Here is a 17,010-nt window from a genome sequence, read left to right as displayed (position 1 = left end):
CCGATGAGGGATGGCGCCTCGGCCACATGCGGCTCTCCCGGCGGCAACCCCGTCATGACGCCCATGGCGTGCCAGGTTTCCTCGCCCCGTGAGAGGTCACGAGGTGCGAATGGGGATGCCCGGCCTCCAGCCGAGCCTCCTGGACAACCCCAGTCCGCTCGCGACCAGCGAGGGAACGGCCGCCTGCAGTTTGATCGAGCCCGAGGCCACCACGACGGAGAGGGCCGCGACGACCTTGCCGCGGCCGTCGACGATGCGCGTCGCGACCGACTCGGCCCCTTCGCTCAGCTCTTCCTTGACGACCACCGTTCCCGTCGAGCGACAGGACGCCAGCTGGCCACGGAGTTGGGCCGGGTCCACGATCGTTCTGGGAGTGAAGCGTCGCAGTCTTCCGGCCAACACCTCATCGATGAACGCCGGACTGCTGTGGCTCAGCAGTACCTTGCCGACGCCCGAGCAGTGCAGGGGCAGCTGGCCGCCGACCTGTGAGGTCAGACCGACGGCGTTGACGGCCGACAAGCGCTCGATGATCACGGCCTGGTCGCCCTGGAGCACGGCCAGCTGCACATGCTGGCGAAGAGCCGTGTACAGGTCCTCCACGAACGGCTGCGCGGCGCTGCGCAGCGTCTCGGCGCGTGGTGCGAGGGTCCCGAGGCGCCACAGCGGCAGGCCGATCGCGAAGCGGTTGTCGCTGGTGCGCTCCAGCGCGCCCGCCTCCACGAGTTCCAGCGTCAGACGTCTGGCGGTGGCGTGCGGCATGCCGGTGCGCCGGACCAGGTCGGCGAGGGTCAGCTCGGTGTTGTCGGGGTCGAAGGCGAACAGCAGATCCCAGAGTCGGGAGCTGACAGTGCGTCCTGGCTCGTTCGCGCGAGGCATGGGCCTCTCCTTCATCCGGTGCGGCGCAGGTGACTGTACGCCCTGTGTTCGTTGGATGAATGAAGGTGTTCTTTCAGTGCGCACGTTGCCGGACTCTTGCAGGCAGCCAGTCACCACCTCGCCAGAGGTCAACGGGAGTGAAAGAGCATGATGACTACGGAAGCAGGCCCCAGGATCGCGATCCTCGGTGGCGGCATCGGGGGCCTCGCCGCTGCGGCCTTCCTCCGCGACAAGGGCTTCCACAGTGACGTCTACGAGCAGGCCGCAGCCCTCACCGAGGTCGGTGCCGGTCTGGTGATCGCCCCCAACGCCGCCCGCCTGCTCCGGCGTCTCGGCGTGCTGGACCGGTTCATCGAGCGCGCGGTGCAGATGGAGATCGGCTGGGAGTTCCGGCGCTGGGAGGACGGCACCGTCCTCTCCGCGGAGAACCTCCAGGACGGGTGCGAACGCCTGTACGGCGAGCACACCTACACCGCCCACCGTGCCGATCTGCTCAATGCCTTGACGTCGGCCGTCCCCTTGGACTCGCTCCACCTCGGCAGGCGCTGCGTCTCGGTCGAGTTCGAAGGCGACCAGGCGGTGCTGCGGTTCGAGGACGGCGACACAGTTCGCCCGGACATCCTCGTCGGTGCCGACGGAGTCCACTCACGCGTGCGAAGCGCGATCGTCGGGCCGACTCAGACCACGGAGTCGGGCATCTGCGCCTACCGGGCCCTCGTGCCGGCACACAAGGCACCCGAATTCGCCAGGCGGCGCGCCCAGACCCTCTGGATCGGCCCCGACCACCACCTCGTGCACTACCCGGTCTCCGGCGGGGACTACGTCAACCTCGTCGCCTTCGCACCGGCCGGCGCGAGCAGTGTCGAGTCGTGGACGGCCACCGCGACGCTCGAGGAACTGCTCGACGAGTTCGACGGCTGGGATCCCCGTCTGGTGGAGCTGATCAGGTCGGCCGAGACACCGGGACGCTGGGCGTTGCTCGACCGCGAGCCTCTCGACGACTGGAACCGCGGCAACGCGACCCTGCTGGGTGACGCGGCCCACCCGATGTTCCCGTTCTTCGCACAGGGCGCTGCCCAGGCGATCGAGGACGGCGCCGTCCTGGCCCTCTGTCTCGCGGAGGACCCGGCCAGCCCGTTGGCGGCGCTGGGACGCTACGAAGAGGTTCGCCGACGCCGCACAGCGCGCTTGCAGGAGGTGTCGCACGGAAGGTCCCACATCAACCACCTTCCGGACGGCCCTGAGCAGCACGCCCGCGACCTGGCGTACTCGCAGGCCGACCCACTCGGGGCGAACGGCTGGATCTACGAGTACGACCCCGAGGTCGCCGTCTCGGCCTCCCTGTGAGCGGTCTCGGGAGGCACATGTGCCTCCCGGGGGTGGCGGGCATCGGTCGACTGGGACGGCACGCGTCCGCTGCGCGACTTCGCGGAGTTGCTGCCGGCTTGACGGGAGTCGCGCGGGACGCGGCCCGCCTTCCGGCAGGAGGGCCGGACGAGCGCTGTGGACGGTCGGCCGTCCACAGCGCTCGCCGCTCGCCCCGTCGACCGCTACCGGCCGTTGGTGATCTCGATGCAGGTGGCGCCGGTGACCGGGCGGTCGTCATGGGTTCCGGTGACGGCGGCGCTGCCTTCGTAACCGGGCCCGGGGACCGTCAGTTCCTGGCCGCTGTGCGCAGGACGGGCGGGCCATCGTGCCGTCCGGGCCGCCCGCCCATCGGCGTCTCCGCGTCCGTCGCGACGGCGGCGCGCCGCCCCAGTGACGGGAACCGCCTCCACGGTGGGAACGGCGGGCGGGTCACACGCCCTTGGGGGCAAGGACGATGTCGAAGCGCACCCGGCTCCAGGTGCCGTCGAGGACGCGGCCGTCGGGCGTCGGCGTACCGGCGGGCTGCTGCTCGAACCGCTTGACCAGTGAGTCCTTCACGCCGAAGACGGTGTCCTTGCGGCCGATCGGGTCGCCCTCGGGGAAGATGTGGGTCACCAGCGTGCGTGTCCCTTCGTGGGACACCATGAAGTGCAGGTGGCCGGCGCGCAGCGGTGAGCGGCCGACCGCTTCGAGCATCTTGCCGACGGGTCCGTCGTCGGGGATGGGGTACGGCGTCGGGGTGAGGCCCCAGAAGCGGTAGCTGCCGTCGGCCGCGGAGAACAGGTGCGCCCGGCCGGCGCGCTTGCCGGCCTCGTACTGCACGTCGTACAGCCCGTCCTCGTCGGCCTCCCAGACCTCGATCCGCGCTCCGGCGAGCGGGGTGCCGTCGGTGTCGGTGACGGTGCCCTCGACCCAGCAGGGCTCGCCGGGGGCACCGAAGGCCAGGTCACCGCCGAGCTCGATGGCGGGGGAGTCCTCGACGAAGAACGGCCCGAAGACGGTGGCCTCGGTCGCGCCCTGGTAGGCCTGGTTGTTGACGTTGATGGTCTGCATGCTCGCGCCGAGGGTGTCGGACAGCAGGATGAACTCCTGCCGGACCTCGTCGGTGATGTGGCCGGCCTTGGTGAGGAAGTCGATCGCCGCCCCCCACTCCTCCTCGGTCAGCCGGACCTCGCGGATGAAGGAGTGCAGGTGCTTGACCAGGGAGGTCATCAGTTCCTGCAGCCGCGGGTCCGGGCAGGCGTCGAAGGAGGCCACGACGGTGTCGACGAGTTGCTGCTCGACCGCCTGCTGCTCCGGCGACACCGCGGGGTAGACGGTGCCGTGGGCACCGGCCTGGGCCGAGCCGGGGTTGACGTGGGTAGCCATGACGGCCTCCTTCAGTTGATCTGGTCGCCGGCCCACGCCGCCTTCAGCAGCGCGGTCAGGTTCTCGTCGGTGACGGGGGCCGGGTTGTTGTCGGGGATCGCCTTCATGATCGGTCCCAGCGCCTTGGCGATGCCGTCCCCGGGCATTCCGCAGTCGCGCAGTGCCCTCGGCGCGTCGAGGGCACTGCGCAGGGCGGCCAGGCCGGCGCCGGCCTTCTGGGAGCCGAACGCCTGGGCGATACGGGACTCCGCCTCGGGAGCGTGCGGGGCGTTGAAGGCCAGCACGTAGGGCAGCACGACCGCGTGGGTCTGCGCGTGCGGGAGGTTGAACATGCCGCCGAGGACATGGCAGATCTTGTGATGCATCCCGGAGCCGGCCGAGGCGAACGCGACGGCGGCGAGGTAGGCGCCGTACAGCGTCTGCTCGATGCCCTCGACGCCGGTGGAGGCGTCGGCCACCGCCGGCAGGCCGGTCGCCAGTGCGCGGATGCCCTCCTGCGCCAGCGCCCGGTCGATCGGGTCGGCACGCGGTCCCCACATCGAGTCCACGCAGTGCGCCATCGCGTTCAGGCCGCTGGCGACGGTCATCTCGCCAGGCAGGGAGGTGAGCAGACCGGCGTCGTAGACGACCGAGGCGGGCAGCACCTTGTCGTCCACGCCGGTGGTCTTGGTCTCGCCTTCGGTCAGGCCCCATACGTTGGTCGCCTCGGAGCCCGCGTAGGTGGTGGGCACCGCGACGATCGGCAGGCCGGTGGTCAACGCCACCGCCTTGGCCAGACCCGTGGTCGAGCCGCCGCCGACGCTGACGAGGATGTCCGCGCCCGTGTCGGCCGCCGCCCGACGGGCCCTTCGCGCGACCTCGACCGGTACGTGCATCACGATCTCCCCGTGACGCAGGACGACCGGGATCTCCTTGGCGATCGGCTCGGCCAGCCCCTTCTCGCGGTCCGACGCGATCAGCATGACCTTGGACCCACCGAGTGCCTCGACCTCCGCCGCCACCGCGGCGGGTGACTCCCCGGCCGCGAAGACCACCCGCTGGGGAAGGGTCACGTGGGTGAACTTCATCAGGCCTCCACCAGCCATCGCTTGCCTTCGCCGTAGAGCTGCTCGACGGCTGGGCCGGTGAGGCCGGGAAGCCCGTCCTTCACCGTGAAACCCGCCTTGGTCTGCAGGTAGGCCAAGTGCCGGTAGCCGGTCGGGAACCGGTCCAGGAGTTCCGGGTCCAACGTGAGCGAGGCGGCGGGGTCCACGACGTCGAGCCGGTCCTTCTCGTAGATCGGCTGCCTGCGCACCAGGGTCCAGTGACCCTCGTGGCGGGAGAGGAAGTCGTAGAAGCGGCCGGTGCACACGACATCGACCTCGACACCGTCGACGCTCGCGCGCTGATTGATCGTCATCTTCGTCTGGGCGACGGCTCGGTCGCCGACGACGTCCGCAGTGTGGCCGCCCAGGAAGTGCAGGATGCTGACGCCGTTCTCGAAGCCCTCGCGGCTGGCCTTGATGAAGTCGGTGGCGCTGCCCTGGAACCAGGTGGCGCTCATCCAGCCGTCACGCGGATGCCAGACCGTGGCGAAGCGGCCCCAGTCCCCGGCGTCGCGCCACAGCGCCCAGTTCTCGATGAGCCGCCGTATCTCGTGGCGGTCGTTGTCGGCCTGCGACATTGTTGACTCCTCGGAGGGGTGGAGATGCTGGTACAGCGGCTCGTCAGACGGACCGGAAGAACTCCTCCAGCTCTCGGTCGAGCCGCTGAGAGGCCTCTGTTTCTCGGGCGTCCGCCAGCCATGCCGCTCCCACCGCCGGGCTGAAGGCCGCAGCAAGGCCCCACAGCCATGGGAGCACGGGCCAGGGGCGCGGCGCACGCCGTGTCACGTGCGCCGTACGGCCTCGCCGCATCGTCAGATGGGGTAGGGGCGGGCTCCCGACTGGATGGTGATCCAGCGCAGCTCGGTCGGTGTAGATGCGCATGCCAGGCGTGACCCCGCGCAGCACGGTGGGGTGTACGAACAGGCCTTCGGCCGTGCCGCCCGCCATGACCTGCGCGCCCTTGGCGCGGGCGTCCTCGATCAACTCGACCACGTGGTCGCGGGCGGCGCCGTGGAGTGGACCGACCTGTGAGGCGGGGTCGCTCGGGGGTCCGACGACGAGTTTGGCCCAGAACCGACCGGCGCGCGGCCGGCGGGAGGCTCGACCACTCCGGAAAGGCGGCCGCCGCGTCCACCGCGAGGTCGACGTCCTCGACGGAGGCCGCCGCGACCCGCGCGATCGGCTCACCGGTGAGGGCCTCGGTCGTATGGAAGTGGCGGCCGTCCCTGGCCGCGACGTGCTCGCCCGCGATGAGGAGGTCGCTGGTCAGGACCGCGCCGGACGGGGGAGCCTCGGTCTCAGTGGCTGACATGTGTTGCCTCATCTCCACAGCAGCGGCGATCGCCGCACGAACCCTGCGGGTCGAACTCTCCGCCCACGGCGGCATGCCCTGAACCCTCATGTCCGTTCATCGAACAGCCGCATGAGGGTTCAGGGCGGTCGGCCCTCCTGGGCCTCGGGCTTCTCGTGTCTCAGGCCGGCGGCATGCGCTCGGCCTCGTGCAGGTGCGCCAGGCGCCGGCCTTCCGCGGTCTCCTCCCACACCCGCGTCACCGCCTCCTGGACCGGGAACGGCGGGAGGTCCTCGTCGAAGACGATGTGCATCTCCTGGGGCCATGTGGTGATCGCGGTTGTGCCGTGCACCGTGATGCCCTCGTGGAAGGCTTGGGCCTCCCCCCCCCGCCCGATACCCGAGCCCGCGTCGGTGACCAGGACGACGTCGTTCTCCATCGTCACGCGGACGCACCCCGGCGAATGGCTACCGGCATCGACCTTCTCGTGATCCTGCCTTTCTGCGAGATCGAGCTGCGTTCGATCACGGCTACTGAGAACATGCAGCGGGTGCGCTGCAGCAGGTTGCCTCCCACGGTCGCCATGTTCCGCAGCTGGGCGGACGCCCCGTGCAGGATCGCCTGCGCCAGCACGGGGTAGCGAGTGCGGATGAGGGGGTCCGCCGCGAGCCGGTTGTTGCTCAGCAGCGCCCCGACACGGATCCCGCCCTCCGGCAGTTCCTCGATCCCGGTCAGCGGCAGGCGGGTGATGTCCACGACCGTCGCCGGGTGTTCGATGCCCTCCCGCATGAGGTCGACGAGGTTCGTCCCGCCCGCGAGGAACTTCACGTCATCGCTGTCCGCGATCGTGCGCAGCGCCGTGCCCACGTCCGGTGCGCTGAGATAGGAGAACGACTTCACTTCGCGACCTCCTTGATCGCCGAGACGATGCCGTTGTAGGCGCCGCAGCGGCACAGGTTGCCGCTCATCCGCTCCCGGATCTCCGCCTCGTCCAACTCCAGGCCGGTGGCGGCGAGGTGCTCGGTCGCCGCGCTGGGCGCGCCTTCCCTGTACTCGGCGAGCATGCCGATCGCCGAGCAGATCTGGCCCGGCGTGCAGTAGCCACACTGGAATCCGTCCGTGCGGACGAACGCCGCCTGCAACGGATGGTCGACCCCCTCGATGGTCGTGATCTCACGGCCCTGGTACTGCACCGCCAGTGTGAGGCAGGCGTTGATCCGCCGGCCGTCGGCGAGCACCGTGCAGGCGCCGCACGCGCCCTGGTCGCAGCCCTTCTTGGTGCCGGTCAGGCCCAGGTGCTCGTGCAGCGCTTCGAGCAGGCTCACCTGTGGTGAGACGTCCCGCCGTTGGGTGGATCCGTTGATCCGCAGCCCGATCTCCGCCGTGTCATTCCTCCGGTTCGCCCGTGGACTCGTTCTCTTGAGGGGGCGCCATCAGGCACATGGGTCAGGATCAGAGGGATTCCGGTGGCCTGCGGCCCGAAACGCCGCGTCTTGCCTTGCCGCACTCGCGGGCGGTGACGTCTTTTCAGGTCACGCGCTGTCGGCGGGCAGCGTCGGGTAGTCGGTGTAGCCGGTGTGGTCGCCGCCGTAGAAGGTGGCCGGATCGGGGGTGTTGTAGGGGCCTCCGGCTGCGAGGCGGGCGGGCAGGTCCGGGTTGGCCAAGAAGAGCGCGCCGAAGGCGATGAGGTCCGCGGTGCCGTCCTCGATGTGGGCGAGAGCGCCGGGGCCGGTGGTCTCGGGGTGGGTGAAGGGGTTGAGGATGAACGCCGTCGGCCAGTCCTTGCGCAGCCGGGCGGTCAGGTCGCGGTCCGGGTTCTCGATCAGGTGCAGGTAGGCGAGGTCCAGCCGGCCGAGACCGGCGATCAGGGTGGTGTAGGTCTCCAGCACGTCCGCCGGGTCGGTCTCGGCGATGTCGTTGTAGGGGTTGCCGGGGGAGATGCGGAAGCCGGTCCGGTGGCTGCCGATCGCCTCCGCGACGGCCGTGGCGACCTCGATACCGAAGCGGGCCCGGTTCGCGGCGCCGCCTCCCCAACTGTCGGTGCGCAGATTGGTGTTGGGGGCGAGGAACTGGTGGATCAGGTAGCCGTTCGCCCCGTGGATCTCCACGCCGTCGAAACCGGCGGCGATCGCGTTGCGCGCGGCGTCGGCGTAGTCGGCGATCGTCCGGGTGATGCCGTCGGGGTCCAGTTCCTTCGGCGTGACGTAGTCCTGGGGGCCTTGGTAGGTGAACACCTGGCCCGCCGCCGCGACGGGAGAGGGGGCGACGGGGGTGAGTTGGTCGGGCAGCAGGCTTGGGTGGCTGATCCGGCCGGTGTGCATGAGCTGCGCGAAGATCGTGCCGCCCTGGGCGTGGACGGCGTCGGTCACCTTCCGCCAGGCGTCGACCTGCTGGGCGGAGTGCAGGCCGGGGGTGTTGGTGTAGCCCTGGCCGCCGGCCGACGGCTGGATGCCCTCGGTGATGATCAGGCCGGCGCTCGCGCGCTGGGCGTAGTAGGTGGCCATCAGCTCCGTCGCCGTGGCTGCGGGAGCGTCGGCGCGGCTGCGGGTCATCGGTGCCATGGCGATGCGGTTGGCGAGTGTCTTGCCGCTCAGGTCGATCGGGTCGAACGCGGTAGTCATAGCAGCTTCCTTCGAGGAACGGGTCGGGGCAACGAGACAGGTGGCAGCCCGGCGGGGTATCGGCTCGCAACACTCCGTTCGAACTGAGGCCTCCGTTGAGAGACTCTATATCCTTCTGAGACTAAGTCTCAAGATGAGCCTGCATCCGGTTGCGGCAGTTGCAAGCGGGGCGCAGCTCTTGAGACTGGGTCTCAAGTTGAGTCGTCGCTGTATATTTCTCGTATGACCGACTCCGTCAGCACCGCCAACCACACCCCGCCGAAGCCGCCCGGTCTGCGTGAACGCATGCGGGCAACGGTTCGCGCGGAAGTGACCGAAGTAGCGCTCCGGCTCTTCACCGTTCAGGGCTTCGACCGGACGACGGTCGACCAGATCGCGGCCGAAGCGGGACTGTCGCGCGCCAGCCTGTTCCGGTACTTCGGGACAAAGGAGGACATCGTGCTGGGCGGCCTGGAGGGCAATGGCCAGCACGTCGCGGAAGCGCTCGCCGCCCGTCCCGACGAGGAGCGGCCCTGGGCGGCGCTGCGCCGGGCCTTCGACGTGCTGGTGCAGGTGAACGAGGAAGCACCCGAGCAGACGCTCAGCTTTCTGCGCATGCTGCAGGAGACGCCGTCACTGCGCGCCCGGCACTTCGAGAAGCAGTTGAAGTGGCGGGAACAGATGGTGCCGGAGATCGCCAGGCGACTGGAAGTCAGTCCTGGCCGGCCGGAGGATCCCAGGCCGACCGCGCTGGTCGCAGCCGCCCTCGCCTGCCTGGACGCGGCCGCGAGAGGGTGGGTGGCCTGCGAGGGTGCTGTTCCCCTCGCTGTCCTGCTCGATCGGGCAATGGGCGCGCTGACGGAGTAACCGCCCGCCCGAGGCCTGCGACCGGCACTTGCTCGCCGACCGGGAAGGCGAGCCACGCCCTGTTCCGAGCCGAGTGGCACGGCGCCTGTGGGCGGGGCCGTGGGGGAGGGGCGCCGGGCAACTGCACCCGGACAAGACCCCGATCAGCTGGTTGCAGACGGACACACCACGCCTGAACGCCCGCCTGGTGCTGCGCCGTCGGCCGCTCAGGTCGTCGTCCACCACAACACGACCTTCTCGACCATCCAGTACGCCGGTCGTTCAATCACGGTCACGCCGGCGGCGCACATCCGCTTCGATGCCGCAATGGTGAGCTGAGCAACGCGTCGGGATCACCGGGCGGACCAGAGGATGATGCCGGCGATGTGAAGTCCGGCCAGGTAGATGGCCGCAGTCTTCTCGTCGCGGGTTGCGATGCCGCGCCACTGCCTCAGGCGGTTGATGCTCCGTCCCCGATCTCGATCAGCTGTTCGCGCTGCCGTCGGCGGCGGTGACGCTGGAGGCGGCGGCCGGTTTCACCCCGACCGGTCAGGGCGCGGTCTGTTTCGCGACCGTCGAGGGCGCGGCCTTCGAGCAGACGCATCGCGAGGTCCAGGCCCTGCTCGACGCGGACACCGAGCGCACGGGGCCGCCGGTACGGCTGTTGCGGAACACCTTCGGTTACTCGTGGCTGCTCTCGGACCGCGCGCCCGAGGGGCTGTCGGCCCTCGTCAACGATCTGCACGCGGTGAACAGCGCGATGGAGGTCAACGGCTTCGGCCCCAGCTGCTGTGCTCCCTGGCCGACTTCACCGACCCCGGCGGCCGGCCGCTCGCCCTCGTGTACCTCTACAAACGCGGCACGTTCTACCCGTTCGCCCCACTTCCCGACGGGATCCAGCGCCGCGACAACGCCCTGGAACTCCAGGTGGCCGCCGCTCTCTCCGACGACCTCCGCCTGGAACCGGACAAGGCCCGCTGGTTCCCCCTGTGGGACGCACCCGGCCTGACGTCCTGAACGCGGCCCCGGACGTCGGATCCCCGCTTCACGCGGCGGGCCCGTGAAGCGGGAAGTGGTCCCGCCCGGCGCGACGCCCGTCAGGCCCCGGCCGAACCGGCGCCCAGCGAATGTCAGCGTCTCGGTCCCGCGGCGGCGTACGCCGCCGTGCCGGCGGCCGTGAGGACGAGGGCCGTCCAGGTTCCCGCCGCCGTGCCGGAGGGCAGCATCATCCAGGTCGCCACCCGCATCGGCGCACTCGTCGGGGGCGGCGCGAAGAGCGCGAACGAGAGCCAGGCGAACGGCAGCGTCCACGCGTACTGGCCGCCCGCGAGCGCCGCGCCGAGGGCGGCCAATCCCATCAGACCCGCGCTGTCCCGGACGACGAACGCGGTGGTTGCGATCCCCTCGCCCATCCCTCCGTTCACGGCCCGCGCGGTCAGCACGGCCGCGGCGACGACCGCGCCGGCCAGCAGCACGTGCGCAGCTCTGCGCGGCACCCAGCGGACCGCCGCCGTCCGGTCCAGCCCCAGGTCCTGCCCGCCGAGCCCGACCGAGGCCGCCATCACCCCCGTGGCGAGCACGAGTACCGGCATCCGCGCGTCACCGGATCCTCCGCTCCCGTCCCGGGTGAGTTCCCCCATCGCCATCGCGCTGATCAGCACCGCGGCGAGCGACGCGGGAACCTGACGCGAGCGCGCGTACAGCGTCAGCCATCTCACCGCGACGCACCGCCCTTCAGCGCGTCGAGGGTGCTGCCCTCGCAGGAGAGCGCGGCGGCGCGCATCGCGTGGATCCGCTTGAGCTGCTCGGCCCGCGGCAGCGCCCTGAAGCCCTTCCACACCGCGCGTGCCTGGGCGTCGATCTCGTGGCGCAGACCCGCCGACTGGCCGCTGGGCAGTGACCCGAGGTCCCCGAGGACCCAGCCCGCCGCGACGATCTGCGCGACGTCCTCCTCCCCGTAGCTGAACCAGCCGACGGGGGTGCACCCCGGCACCAAGCCCTTGGCGACGAGGGCCTTGGTCAGGTCCTCGCCCCGCGCGGCGGCGATGATGTCGTCGTCGAAGTCGAAGAGCACGGTGTCGCGGGACCACCGCGGCGTGCTGCCCTTCGGCTGGACGGCGGTGTTCTCCCGGACCGAGACCGGCGCCTCGCCGCCCAGGGCACCGTGCAGCAGGCGCAGCGCCTCCTTGCCGGGAGCCGCCAGGCCGGCGAGTCGGTCCTGGTGCGTCGTGGTCACGCACACCGGGCCGTCGCACACCGGCTTCGCGGCGGCCTCGTCGAGGACGAACATCCGGCGCGGGTCGGAGGGCAGGACGAGCAGGGCGATCGCCGCACCGGCCAGGACGGGCGTCAGGGCGAGCAGCCGGATACGCGGGGTCGCGGCGACCAGCAGCGCGAAGCCGGTCACGGCCAGGCCGAGCAGCCAGGCCGTCTGCCCGACGTGCACGGAGGCGGAGAGCGTGACGAGCGCGTCGCTCACGTCGGCCACCACGGGTGACAGCAGCGAGATCTGCGTCGGCTCGGCGACCGGGAAACCGTCCGCCGTGGTCGTCTGGGTCTGGCCGAGGGGCCCGTGCATGAGCGCCGTGAACGCGAAGGCGACCATGGTCAGCAGCGGCGGGGTGAGCGGGGACGGCAGGGTGCGCCCGACCCCCATGCCCAGCACCGCTCCCGCGACGAGCGAGAACGCCCCCACCAGCGAGATCGGCAGCCAGCCGAGATGCGTGTACTCGGTGTGGGCGAGCACCTGGACCCCGCCCACGAGGACGAGGATCGCGAAGGCCGAGGCCAGGGTGACCGACACGGTGCCGGCCAGGGTGGCGGCGCGGTGCCAGGCGGGACGTGAGGTGGTCGCCAGCAGCTCGGACATCTTCGAGCGGTGGTCGCGCAGGCCCTGCAGCGCGCCCAGCCCCACGGCGAGGGGCCACAGGTAGAACAGCAGGCCGCGGGTCCACAGGGCGAGGGGCGTCCACTGGGCCGTCCACGCCGTGGTCCCCGTCCCCCATCCGCCGTCCAGCAGCTCCATGACCGTCAGCGCGCCGGCGAGGACCAGGGCGCCGGCCCAGGGAGCGACGGAGCGCCTCAGCTCGATGCGCAGGACACGTGTGTTCACCAGGCGCCCCTTCCCTGCTCGGGGCTCAGCAGAGCCGAGTAGCCGCGCTCCAGCGGGCTGTCGCCCACGTCATCGGGGCCGCCCGCGGCCGCCAGTTCGTCCGGGGTGCCCTGGAATACCAGCCGGCCCTCGGCAAAGAGCACCACGTCGGTGCAGGCGGCGGCCACGTCCTCCACGAGGTGGGTCGACACCACCACGCAGGTGTCCGTGCCCAGTTCCTGCAGCAGCTCGCGGAACCGCAGCCGCTGCGCCGGGTCCAGGCCGACCGTCGGCTCGTCCAGCAGCAGGACCGAGGGGTCGTTGACGATGGCCTGGGCGATGCCCACCCGCCGCACCATGCCGCCGGAGAGGGTCTTCATCCGCTTGTCGGCGCGGTCGGCCAGGCCCACCCGCTCGACGGCGCGCTGCACCGCCGCGGGGATGTCCGCCTTGGGCACCTCCTTGAGCCAGGCCATGTACTCGACGAACTCGCGCACCGTGAAGCGCTTGTAGTAGCCGAACTCCTGCGGCAGATAGCCGATCCGGCGCCGCAGCGCACGGTGTTCGCCCAGGCCGCCGGCGGACTCGCCAAGCAGTTCCAGGGTGCCCTCGGTGGGGCGCAGCACGGTGGCCAGGGCCCGGATGAGGGTGGTCTTGCCCGCCCCGTTGGGGCCGAGCAGGCCGTGTACGCCGGTGCCCAACGAGAGGTCGAGACCGTCGACGGCCATCCGGTTCCTGCCGACCCTGACTTTCAGCCCGGTGGCCCGGATCTCCCAGGCGTAGGGCGTCGGTGCGAGGTCGGCCACGCTCACCGCGGGCGTCATGTGGTGTTCCTTTCCTAGGGTCTTTCGTTCGGGTCGGGCCGGATCAGGGATCGGGCCCGGTGTCGTGCACCGCGAGACGGAGGACGGGGTCAGGGCGGAGCCCTGGTGACCGACGACAACGCGGCGAGGCGCGGCACCGGGCCCCGCGCGCCCGGCATGGTCCGAACGAGAGGCCCTGGCGTCATCGATGGGCTCCCAGCACGGCGTAGGCACCCCTGCGGGCGATCACGACAGCGGTGCCGAGCGCGAGGATCAGCGCCCACGCGGGCAGGGCGACCGTCCGCAGGGCGAGGGACGTCTGGCCGTCGGCGAGGCTGGGCGCCACGACCAGGGCGACCCACAGGGTCGCCAGTGCGAGGGCGGCGCGGGTCACGCCGACGAGACCGCCGAGCGCCAGGGTCGTGACGGTGAGGGCCAGACAGGGCAGCAGCCACTGGGCGGCCGTCACCCCTGTCACCCATCCGCACAGCAGCAGTGCCGGGACGACCACCGCGAGCACGGACGCGGTACGCCGCAGCACCAGGTACAGGCCCGCCCGCGGTACGGAGGCCGTCAGTTCGTACGCCGGGTCCAGACCGCGCGACCAGGACGCCGCGACCCCGAGCACGGGCAGCACCGGGGCGAGCAGCAGCACCGGCGACACCTCGCCCGAGCCCGGTCTGCCGCCGGCCAGGTCCAGCAGCAGCGCGACCAGCGTCACGCCGACGATCATGGCCAGCCACGGCACCATCACCGGCGTCGTCCATCGGAACAGCCGCGACAGCGCGGACGACCAGCGCCGTCGGCGCGGCATCGTGACGGCCGTCGCCAACCGGGGTTCGAGGCCGGCCCACACGGTGTCGACCAGTGCCGCCACGGCGGGGGCCCCGGTGCCGACGGCGGCCGACAGGCGGTCGCGGCACACCGCGCACGTCTCCAGGTGGGCCTCCAGGGCCCACACCTCGTCGGCGGCGAGGCCCGTGTCGCCGCGCGCGTAACCGTCGATGATCCGCATCGACGCGTGTTCCCCGCTCATGTCAGCGCCTCCCGCATCGCGGTCCGGGCCCGGCGGGCACGGGTCTTGACCGTGCCCTCGGGCAGCCCGAGCAGGACGGCGGTCTCCCGCACGGACAACCCGTCGAGCACCATGGCCTCCAGCACCTGTCTGAGCTCGGGCGCGAGGCGCCGCAGCGCGTCGCCGACGTCACCGCCGACGGTGGCCGCGAGCGCCTCCTCCTCGGCGGCGGGCGCCACCGATCGCGGGGCGGCCTCGGGGGGCGGCTCCGCGTGGTGGGCCCGGCGCCGGAACGCGTCGACCAGGCGGCGGGCGGCGATCGTCCACAACCAGCCGACGGCCGTCCCCCCGGCCGCGGCCCCGGTGAACGCGCCCGCCGCGCGCCACACCGCCAGATACGTCTCCTGCATGACCTCGGCGACGATCTGCTCGTCGGCGCAGCGGCGGCGCAGCCGCACCGCCATCCACGGCGACGTACGGCGGTACAGCTCCTCGAACGCCGCGCGGTCGCCCCTCGCCACCTGCCGGACGAGATGCTCCTCGTCCAGCCCGTGCGGCCCTGTCCTGACTGATCTCACACCGGCTAGACGCCCGGACCGCGCCACAGGTTTTCCCCCGGGCGTGATCCGCGTCACACCCCCAAAGGCCGTCAGGCGACGTGGGTTCACCTTCTCCTCGCGGCCGGACGGCGTTGTCGGTGCGGTGGGGCAGGATGCGAGGAGGAAGACGTGCGGGTGGAGGCCGGAGGTCGGTATGGGTGACGGGGAGCGGTACGTCGGCGCCGCGGAGCGCCGGGCCCGGCTGGCCCTACGACACCGGCTGGCGCCCGCGGCCAGAGCCGCGAGCCCCGAGGAGGTGGCCGACGCGAGAGGTGGACACCTGTTCGTGTCGTTATGCGGCAAGGGTCAGGGTGGCTGACTGCTGTTCGTAGGCGATCGGTGCCTGCTGTCCGTTCGCCGAGTGCCTGCGGCGGGTGTTGTAGCGCGTGGTCCAGCGGAAGACCGCCAGGCGGCAGGCACGAACCCCGTCGTAACGGCGGGCACCACGCAGCGTCTCGCGTTTGAGGGCGGCGTTGAACGACTCGGCGAGTGCATTGTCCGCGCTCGTGCCGACCGCGCCCATGGACTGCCGCACCCCCAACTCGGCGCAGATTCCGGCGGATTCGCGAGAGGTGTACTGGGCTCCGTGATCGCTGTGGAATACGGCTCCGGCCAGGTTGCCGCGGGTCGCAGCGGCAGCCATGAGCGCGTCGGCGACCAGCGAGGTGCGCATGTGGTCGGCGATCGACCAGCCCACCAGGCGGCGGGAGAAGCAGTCGATCACCGTCGCCAGATACAGGAACTCGCCGTCGCCCACCGGCAGGTAGGTGATGTCGCCGACGTACTTGCTGTTCGGCGCGCTCGCGGTGAAGTCGCGCCGGAACAGGTCCGGCACCGGGATGGCGGACGGTTCGGGCACGGTGGTGACCTGACGCTTGCGCAGCCGCAGCCCGGCGATATCGAACTTCCGCATCACCCGCCCGACGCGCTTGTGGTTCACGCGCTCGCCCTCCTCGCGCAGCTCGGCGGTGATCCGAGGGCGGCCGTAGGTGCCGTCCCACTCCGCATGCACGGCTCGGATCCGCTCGGCAAGCGCGGCATCGGCCCGCTCGCGCGCGGCGCGGGCCTCACTGCCGGCCCGCCACTTGTAGAAGCTGGAGCGGGCCACCTCCAACACGGCACACAACCGCTTCACGCCCCAGGGCGCGGTGGTGGTCCTCAATGAACTGGAAGCGGTTCACCAGGTCATCTCTTGTGCGAAAAACTTCGTCGCCTTGCGCAGGATGTCGCGCTCGGTGGCCAGTTTCTGCATCTCTTTGCGCACCGCTGCCAGCTCCCGGCGCAGGGCCTCGTTCTCGGCCTGAAGCTCCTCGGCCGTCGGAGGGGAATCCACCGTGTTCGTCTCCGTGCTCGTGCTCGTCGTGCCCCCCGCCGTGGCGGGCCCGCTCGGCCCGGACCCAGTTACGCAGCGTCTCCCGGCTGATTCCCAGATCTTTGCCGATGCCCTCGAAGGTGTAGCTCGGGTCCGACAGGTACAGCGCGACAGCGTCCGCCTTGAACTCGGGCGAGTAGACCTTCATCACCATAAGAGATCCCTCCTACTCGGCCCCTGCCGGGGCCAGGCTCAGAGGTGTCCACCACTCAGGGACAGGTCCCGTCGAAGGCGGTGCGCCTGCTGGTCGGCCGGGACGGGGATGACCGCACGGATTCCGCGCCTGCGCAGGTGCTGGCGGTTGGCACGCGAGGAGTAGGCCTAATGGGAAGCGAAGGTCGGCCGGGAGCCCCGGCATCAGTCAACGGCACACCCGGACCAACCATCAGATGATTCGAACGGAACGGCCTAGCTGAGCGGGACGTCCGCGACAGCCTTGAGGTGGCTGAACGTCTCGAGGGAGTACCGGCCGTGGTAGCGGCCCATGCCGCTTTCGCCGACGCCGCCGAAAGGCAGGCCGGGCATGAGCAGTTGCATCGCCGGCTGGCCCCAGGCGACGCCGCCGGAGGACGTCTCGTTCACCAGGCGCGACTTGACGGCTTCGGACTCGGTGAAGGCGTAGAGCGCGAGGGGCTTGTCGCGTTCGTTGATGAAGGCGATGGCGGCATCGAGGTCTTCGACTTCGACGACGGCGAG

The 17,010-nt window shown here is 71.0% G+C and carries 17 protein-coding genes and 5 pseudogenes; 3 read left to right on the top strand and 19 right to left on the bottom strand.

What is annotated here, in order from left to right:
• Positions 1-96: 96 nt before the first annotated feature.
• Positions 97-876 (bottom strand): IclR family transcriptional regulator, encoded by a 780-nt coding sequence (locus ACIBVL_RS41770; protein ID WP_399106250.1) that lies wholly within the window; start codon positions 874-876, stop codon positions 97-99.
• Positions 877-1,023: 147 nt separating this feature from the next.
• On the opposite strand from ACIBVL_RS41770, the gene ACIBVL_RS41765 reads away from it, so the two are divergent.
• Complete coding sequence (locus ACIBVL_RS41765; RefSeq protein ID WP_399106248.1) at positions 1,024-2,223, top strand: FAD-dependent monooxygenase; 1,200 nt, start codon at positions 1,024-1,026, stop codon at positions 2,221-2,223.
• A gap of 450 nt (positions 2,224-2,673) precedes the next feature.
• Here the strand turns inward: ACIBVL_RS41765 and ACIBVL_RS41760 are convergent, their stop codons facing one another.
• The 9 genes and pseudogenes from ACIBVL_RS41760 to ACIBVL_RS41720 all read right to left on the bottom strand — a co-directional run bounded on the left by ACIBVL_RS41760 (position 2,674) and on the right by ACIBVL_RS41720 (position 8,609).
• Positions 2,674-3,612: a dioxygenase gene (locus tag ACIBVL_RS41760; RefSeq protein WP_399106246.1), complete on the bottom strand. Its 939-nt coding sequence runs from the start codon at positions 3,610-3,612 to the stop codon at positions 2,674-2,676.
• Between the two features lie 11 nt (positions 3,613-3,623).
• Positions 3,624-4,679: a maleylacetate reductase gene (locus tag ACIBVL_RS41755; RefSeq protein WP_399106244.1), complete on the bottom strand. Its 1,056-nt coding sequence runs from the start codon at positions 4,677-4,679 to the stop codon at positions 3,624-3,626.
• Positions 4,679-5,275 (bottom strand): nuclear transport factor 2 family protein, encoded by a 597-nt coding sequence (locus ACIBVL_RS41750; RefSeq protein ID WP_399106242.1) that lies wholly within the window; start codon positions 5,273-5,275, stop codon positions 4,679-4,681. Before ACIBVL_RS41750 ends, ACIBVL_RS41755 begins: the two co-directional genes overlap by 1 nt.
• A gap of 43 nt (positions 5,276-5,318) precedes the next feature.
• Positions 5,319-5,885 carry an aldehyde dehydrogenase family protein gene (locus tag ACIBVL_RS41745; protein ID WP_399106240.1) on the bottom strand — a complete coding sequence of 189 codons (567 nt, stop codon included), beginning with the start codon at positions 5,883-5,885 and terminating at the stop codon, positions 5,319-5,321.
• Positions 5,778-6,009 (bottom strand): annotated as a pseudogene (locus ACIBVL_RS41740) (aldehyde dehydrogenase family protein); the annotation flags it as partial. The pseudogene ACIBVL_RS41740 and the gene ACIBVL_RS41745, both read right to left, overlap by 108 nt.
• Before the next feature lie 160 nt (positions 6,010-6,169).
• Positions 6,170-6,433, bottom strand: coding sequence for a hypothetical protein (locus ACIBVL_RS41735; RefSeq protein ID WP_399106238.1), 264 nt, complete (start codon positions 6,431-6,433; stop codon positions 6,170-6,172).
• Complete coding sequence (locus tag ACIBVL_RS41730; RefSeq protein WP_399106237.1) at positions 6,430-6,888, bottom strand: FAD binding domain-containing protein; 459 nt, start codon at positions 6,886-6,888, stop codon at positions 6,430-6,432. The genes ACIBVL_RS41735 and ACIBVL_RS41730 overlap by 4 nt, the downstream gene beginning before the upstream one ends.
• The gene (locus ACIBVL_RS41725) at positions 6,885-7,364 is read right to left on the bottom strand and encodes a 2Fe-2S iron-sulfur cluster-binding protein (RefSeq protein ID WP_399106315.1); all 480 of its coding nucleotides are present in this window, start codon (positions 7,362-7,364) and stop codon (positions 6,885-6,887) included. The genes ACIBVL_RS41730 and ACIBVL_RS41725 overlap by 4 nt, the downstream gene beginning before the upstream one ends.
• Positions 7,365-7,520: 156 nt before the next feature.
• Complete coding sequence (locus ACIBVL_RS41720) at positions 7,521-8,609, bottom strand: alkene reductase (protein ID WP_399106235.1); 1,089 nt, start codon at positions 8,607-8,609, stop codon at positions 7,521-7,523.
• A 222-nt stretch (positions 8,610-8,831) separates the two neighbouring features.
• On the opposite strand from ACIBVL_RS41720, the gene ACIBVL_RS41715 reads away from it, so the two are divergent.
• Together ACIBVL_RS41715 and ACIBVL_RS41710 are read left to right on the top strand one after the other, a co-directional pair.
• Complete coding sequence (locus ACIBVL_RS41715) at positions 8,832-9,455, top strand: TetR family transcriptional regulator (RefSeq protein ID WP_399106233.1); 624 nt, start codon at positions 8,832-8,834, stop codon at positions 9,453-9,455.
• Between the two features lie 466 nt (positions 9,456-9,921).
• Positions 9,922-10,451 (top strand): annotated as a pseudogene (locus ACIBVL_RS41710) (hypothetical protein).
• A 113-nt stretch (positions 10,452-10,564) separates the two neighbouring features.
• Here the strand turns inward: ACIBVL_RS41710 and ACIBVL_RS41705 are convergent.
• From ACIBVL_RS41705 to ACIBVL_RS41665, 9 genes and pseudogenes are all read right to left on the bottom strand, one after another.
• Positions 10,565-11,152, bottom strand: a complete 588-nt coding sequence (locus tag ACIBVL_RS41705) for a hypothetical protein (RefSeq protein WP_399106231.1) — start codon at positions 11,150-11,152, stop codon at positions 10,565-10,567.
• Positions 11,149-12,546: a hypothetical protein gene (locus ACIBVL_RS41700; protein ID WP_399106229.1), complete on the bottom strand. Its 1,398-nt coding sequence runs from the start codon at positions 12,544-12,546 to the stop codon at positions 11,149-11,151. The genes ACIBVL_RS41705 and ACIBVL_RS41700 overlap by 4 nt, the downstream gene beginning before the upstream one ends.
• The gene (locus ACIBVL_RS41695) at positions 12,543-13,349 is read right to left on the bottom strand and encodes an ABC transporter ATP-binding protein (protein ID WP_399106227.1); all 807 of its coding nucleotides are present in this window, start codon (positions 13,347-13,349) and stop codon (positions 12,543-12,545) included. The genes ACIBVL_RS41700 and ACIBVL_RS41695 overlap by 4 nt, the downstream gene beginning before the upstream one ends.
• A 181-nt stretch (positions 13,350-13,530) precedes the next feature.
• Positions 13,531-14,364: a zf-HC2 domain-containing protein gene (locus ACIBVL_RS41690; protein WP_399106226.1), complete on the bottom strand. Its 834-nt coding sequence runs from the start codon at positions 14,362-14,364 to the stop codon at positions 13,531-13,533.
• Positions 14,361-14,921 carry an RNA polymerase sigma factor gene (locus tag ACIBVL_RS41685; protein ID WP_399106224.1) on the bottom strand — a complete coding sequence of 187 codons (561 nt, stop codon included), beginning with the start codon at positions 14,919-14,921 and terminating at the stop codon, positions 14,361-14,363. Before ACIBVL_RS41685 ends, ACIBVL_RS41690 begins: the two co-directional genes overlap by 4 nt.
• Before the next feature lie 313 nt (positions 14,922-15,234).
• A pseudogene (locus ACIBVL_RS41680) lies at positions 15,235-16,188 on the bottom strand (IS3 family transposase); the annotation flags it as partial.
• 113 nt (positions 16,189-16,301) lie between these two features.
• Positions 16,302-16,468: pseudogene (locus tag ACIBVL_RS41675) on the bottom strand (transposase); the annotation flags it as partial.
• Between the two features lie 68 nt (positions 16,469-16,536).
• Positions 16,537-16,635: pseudogene (locus ACIBVL_RS41670) on the bottom strand (IS5/IS1182 family transposase); the annotation flags it as partial.
• Positions 16,636-16,722: 87 nt separating this feature from the next.
• Positions 16,723-17,010 (bottom strand): aldehyde dehydrogenase family protein (locus ACIBVL_RS41665; protein WP_399106222.1); only part of this gene is annotated, 288 nt, incomplete at its 5' end.

It is taken from the genome of Streptomyces sp. NPDC049687 (assembly GCF_044465285.1).
Classification (GTDB): domain Bacteria; phylum Actinomycetota; class Actinomycetes; order Streptomycetales; family Streptomycetaceae; genus Streptomyces.
Note: the sequence above shows the minus strand (reverse complement) of the source record. Positions and strands in the feature narration are given on the sequence as shown.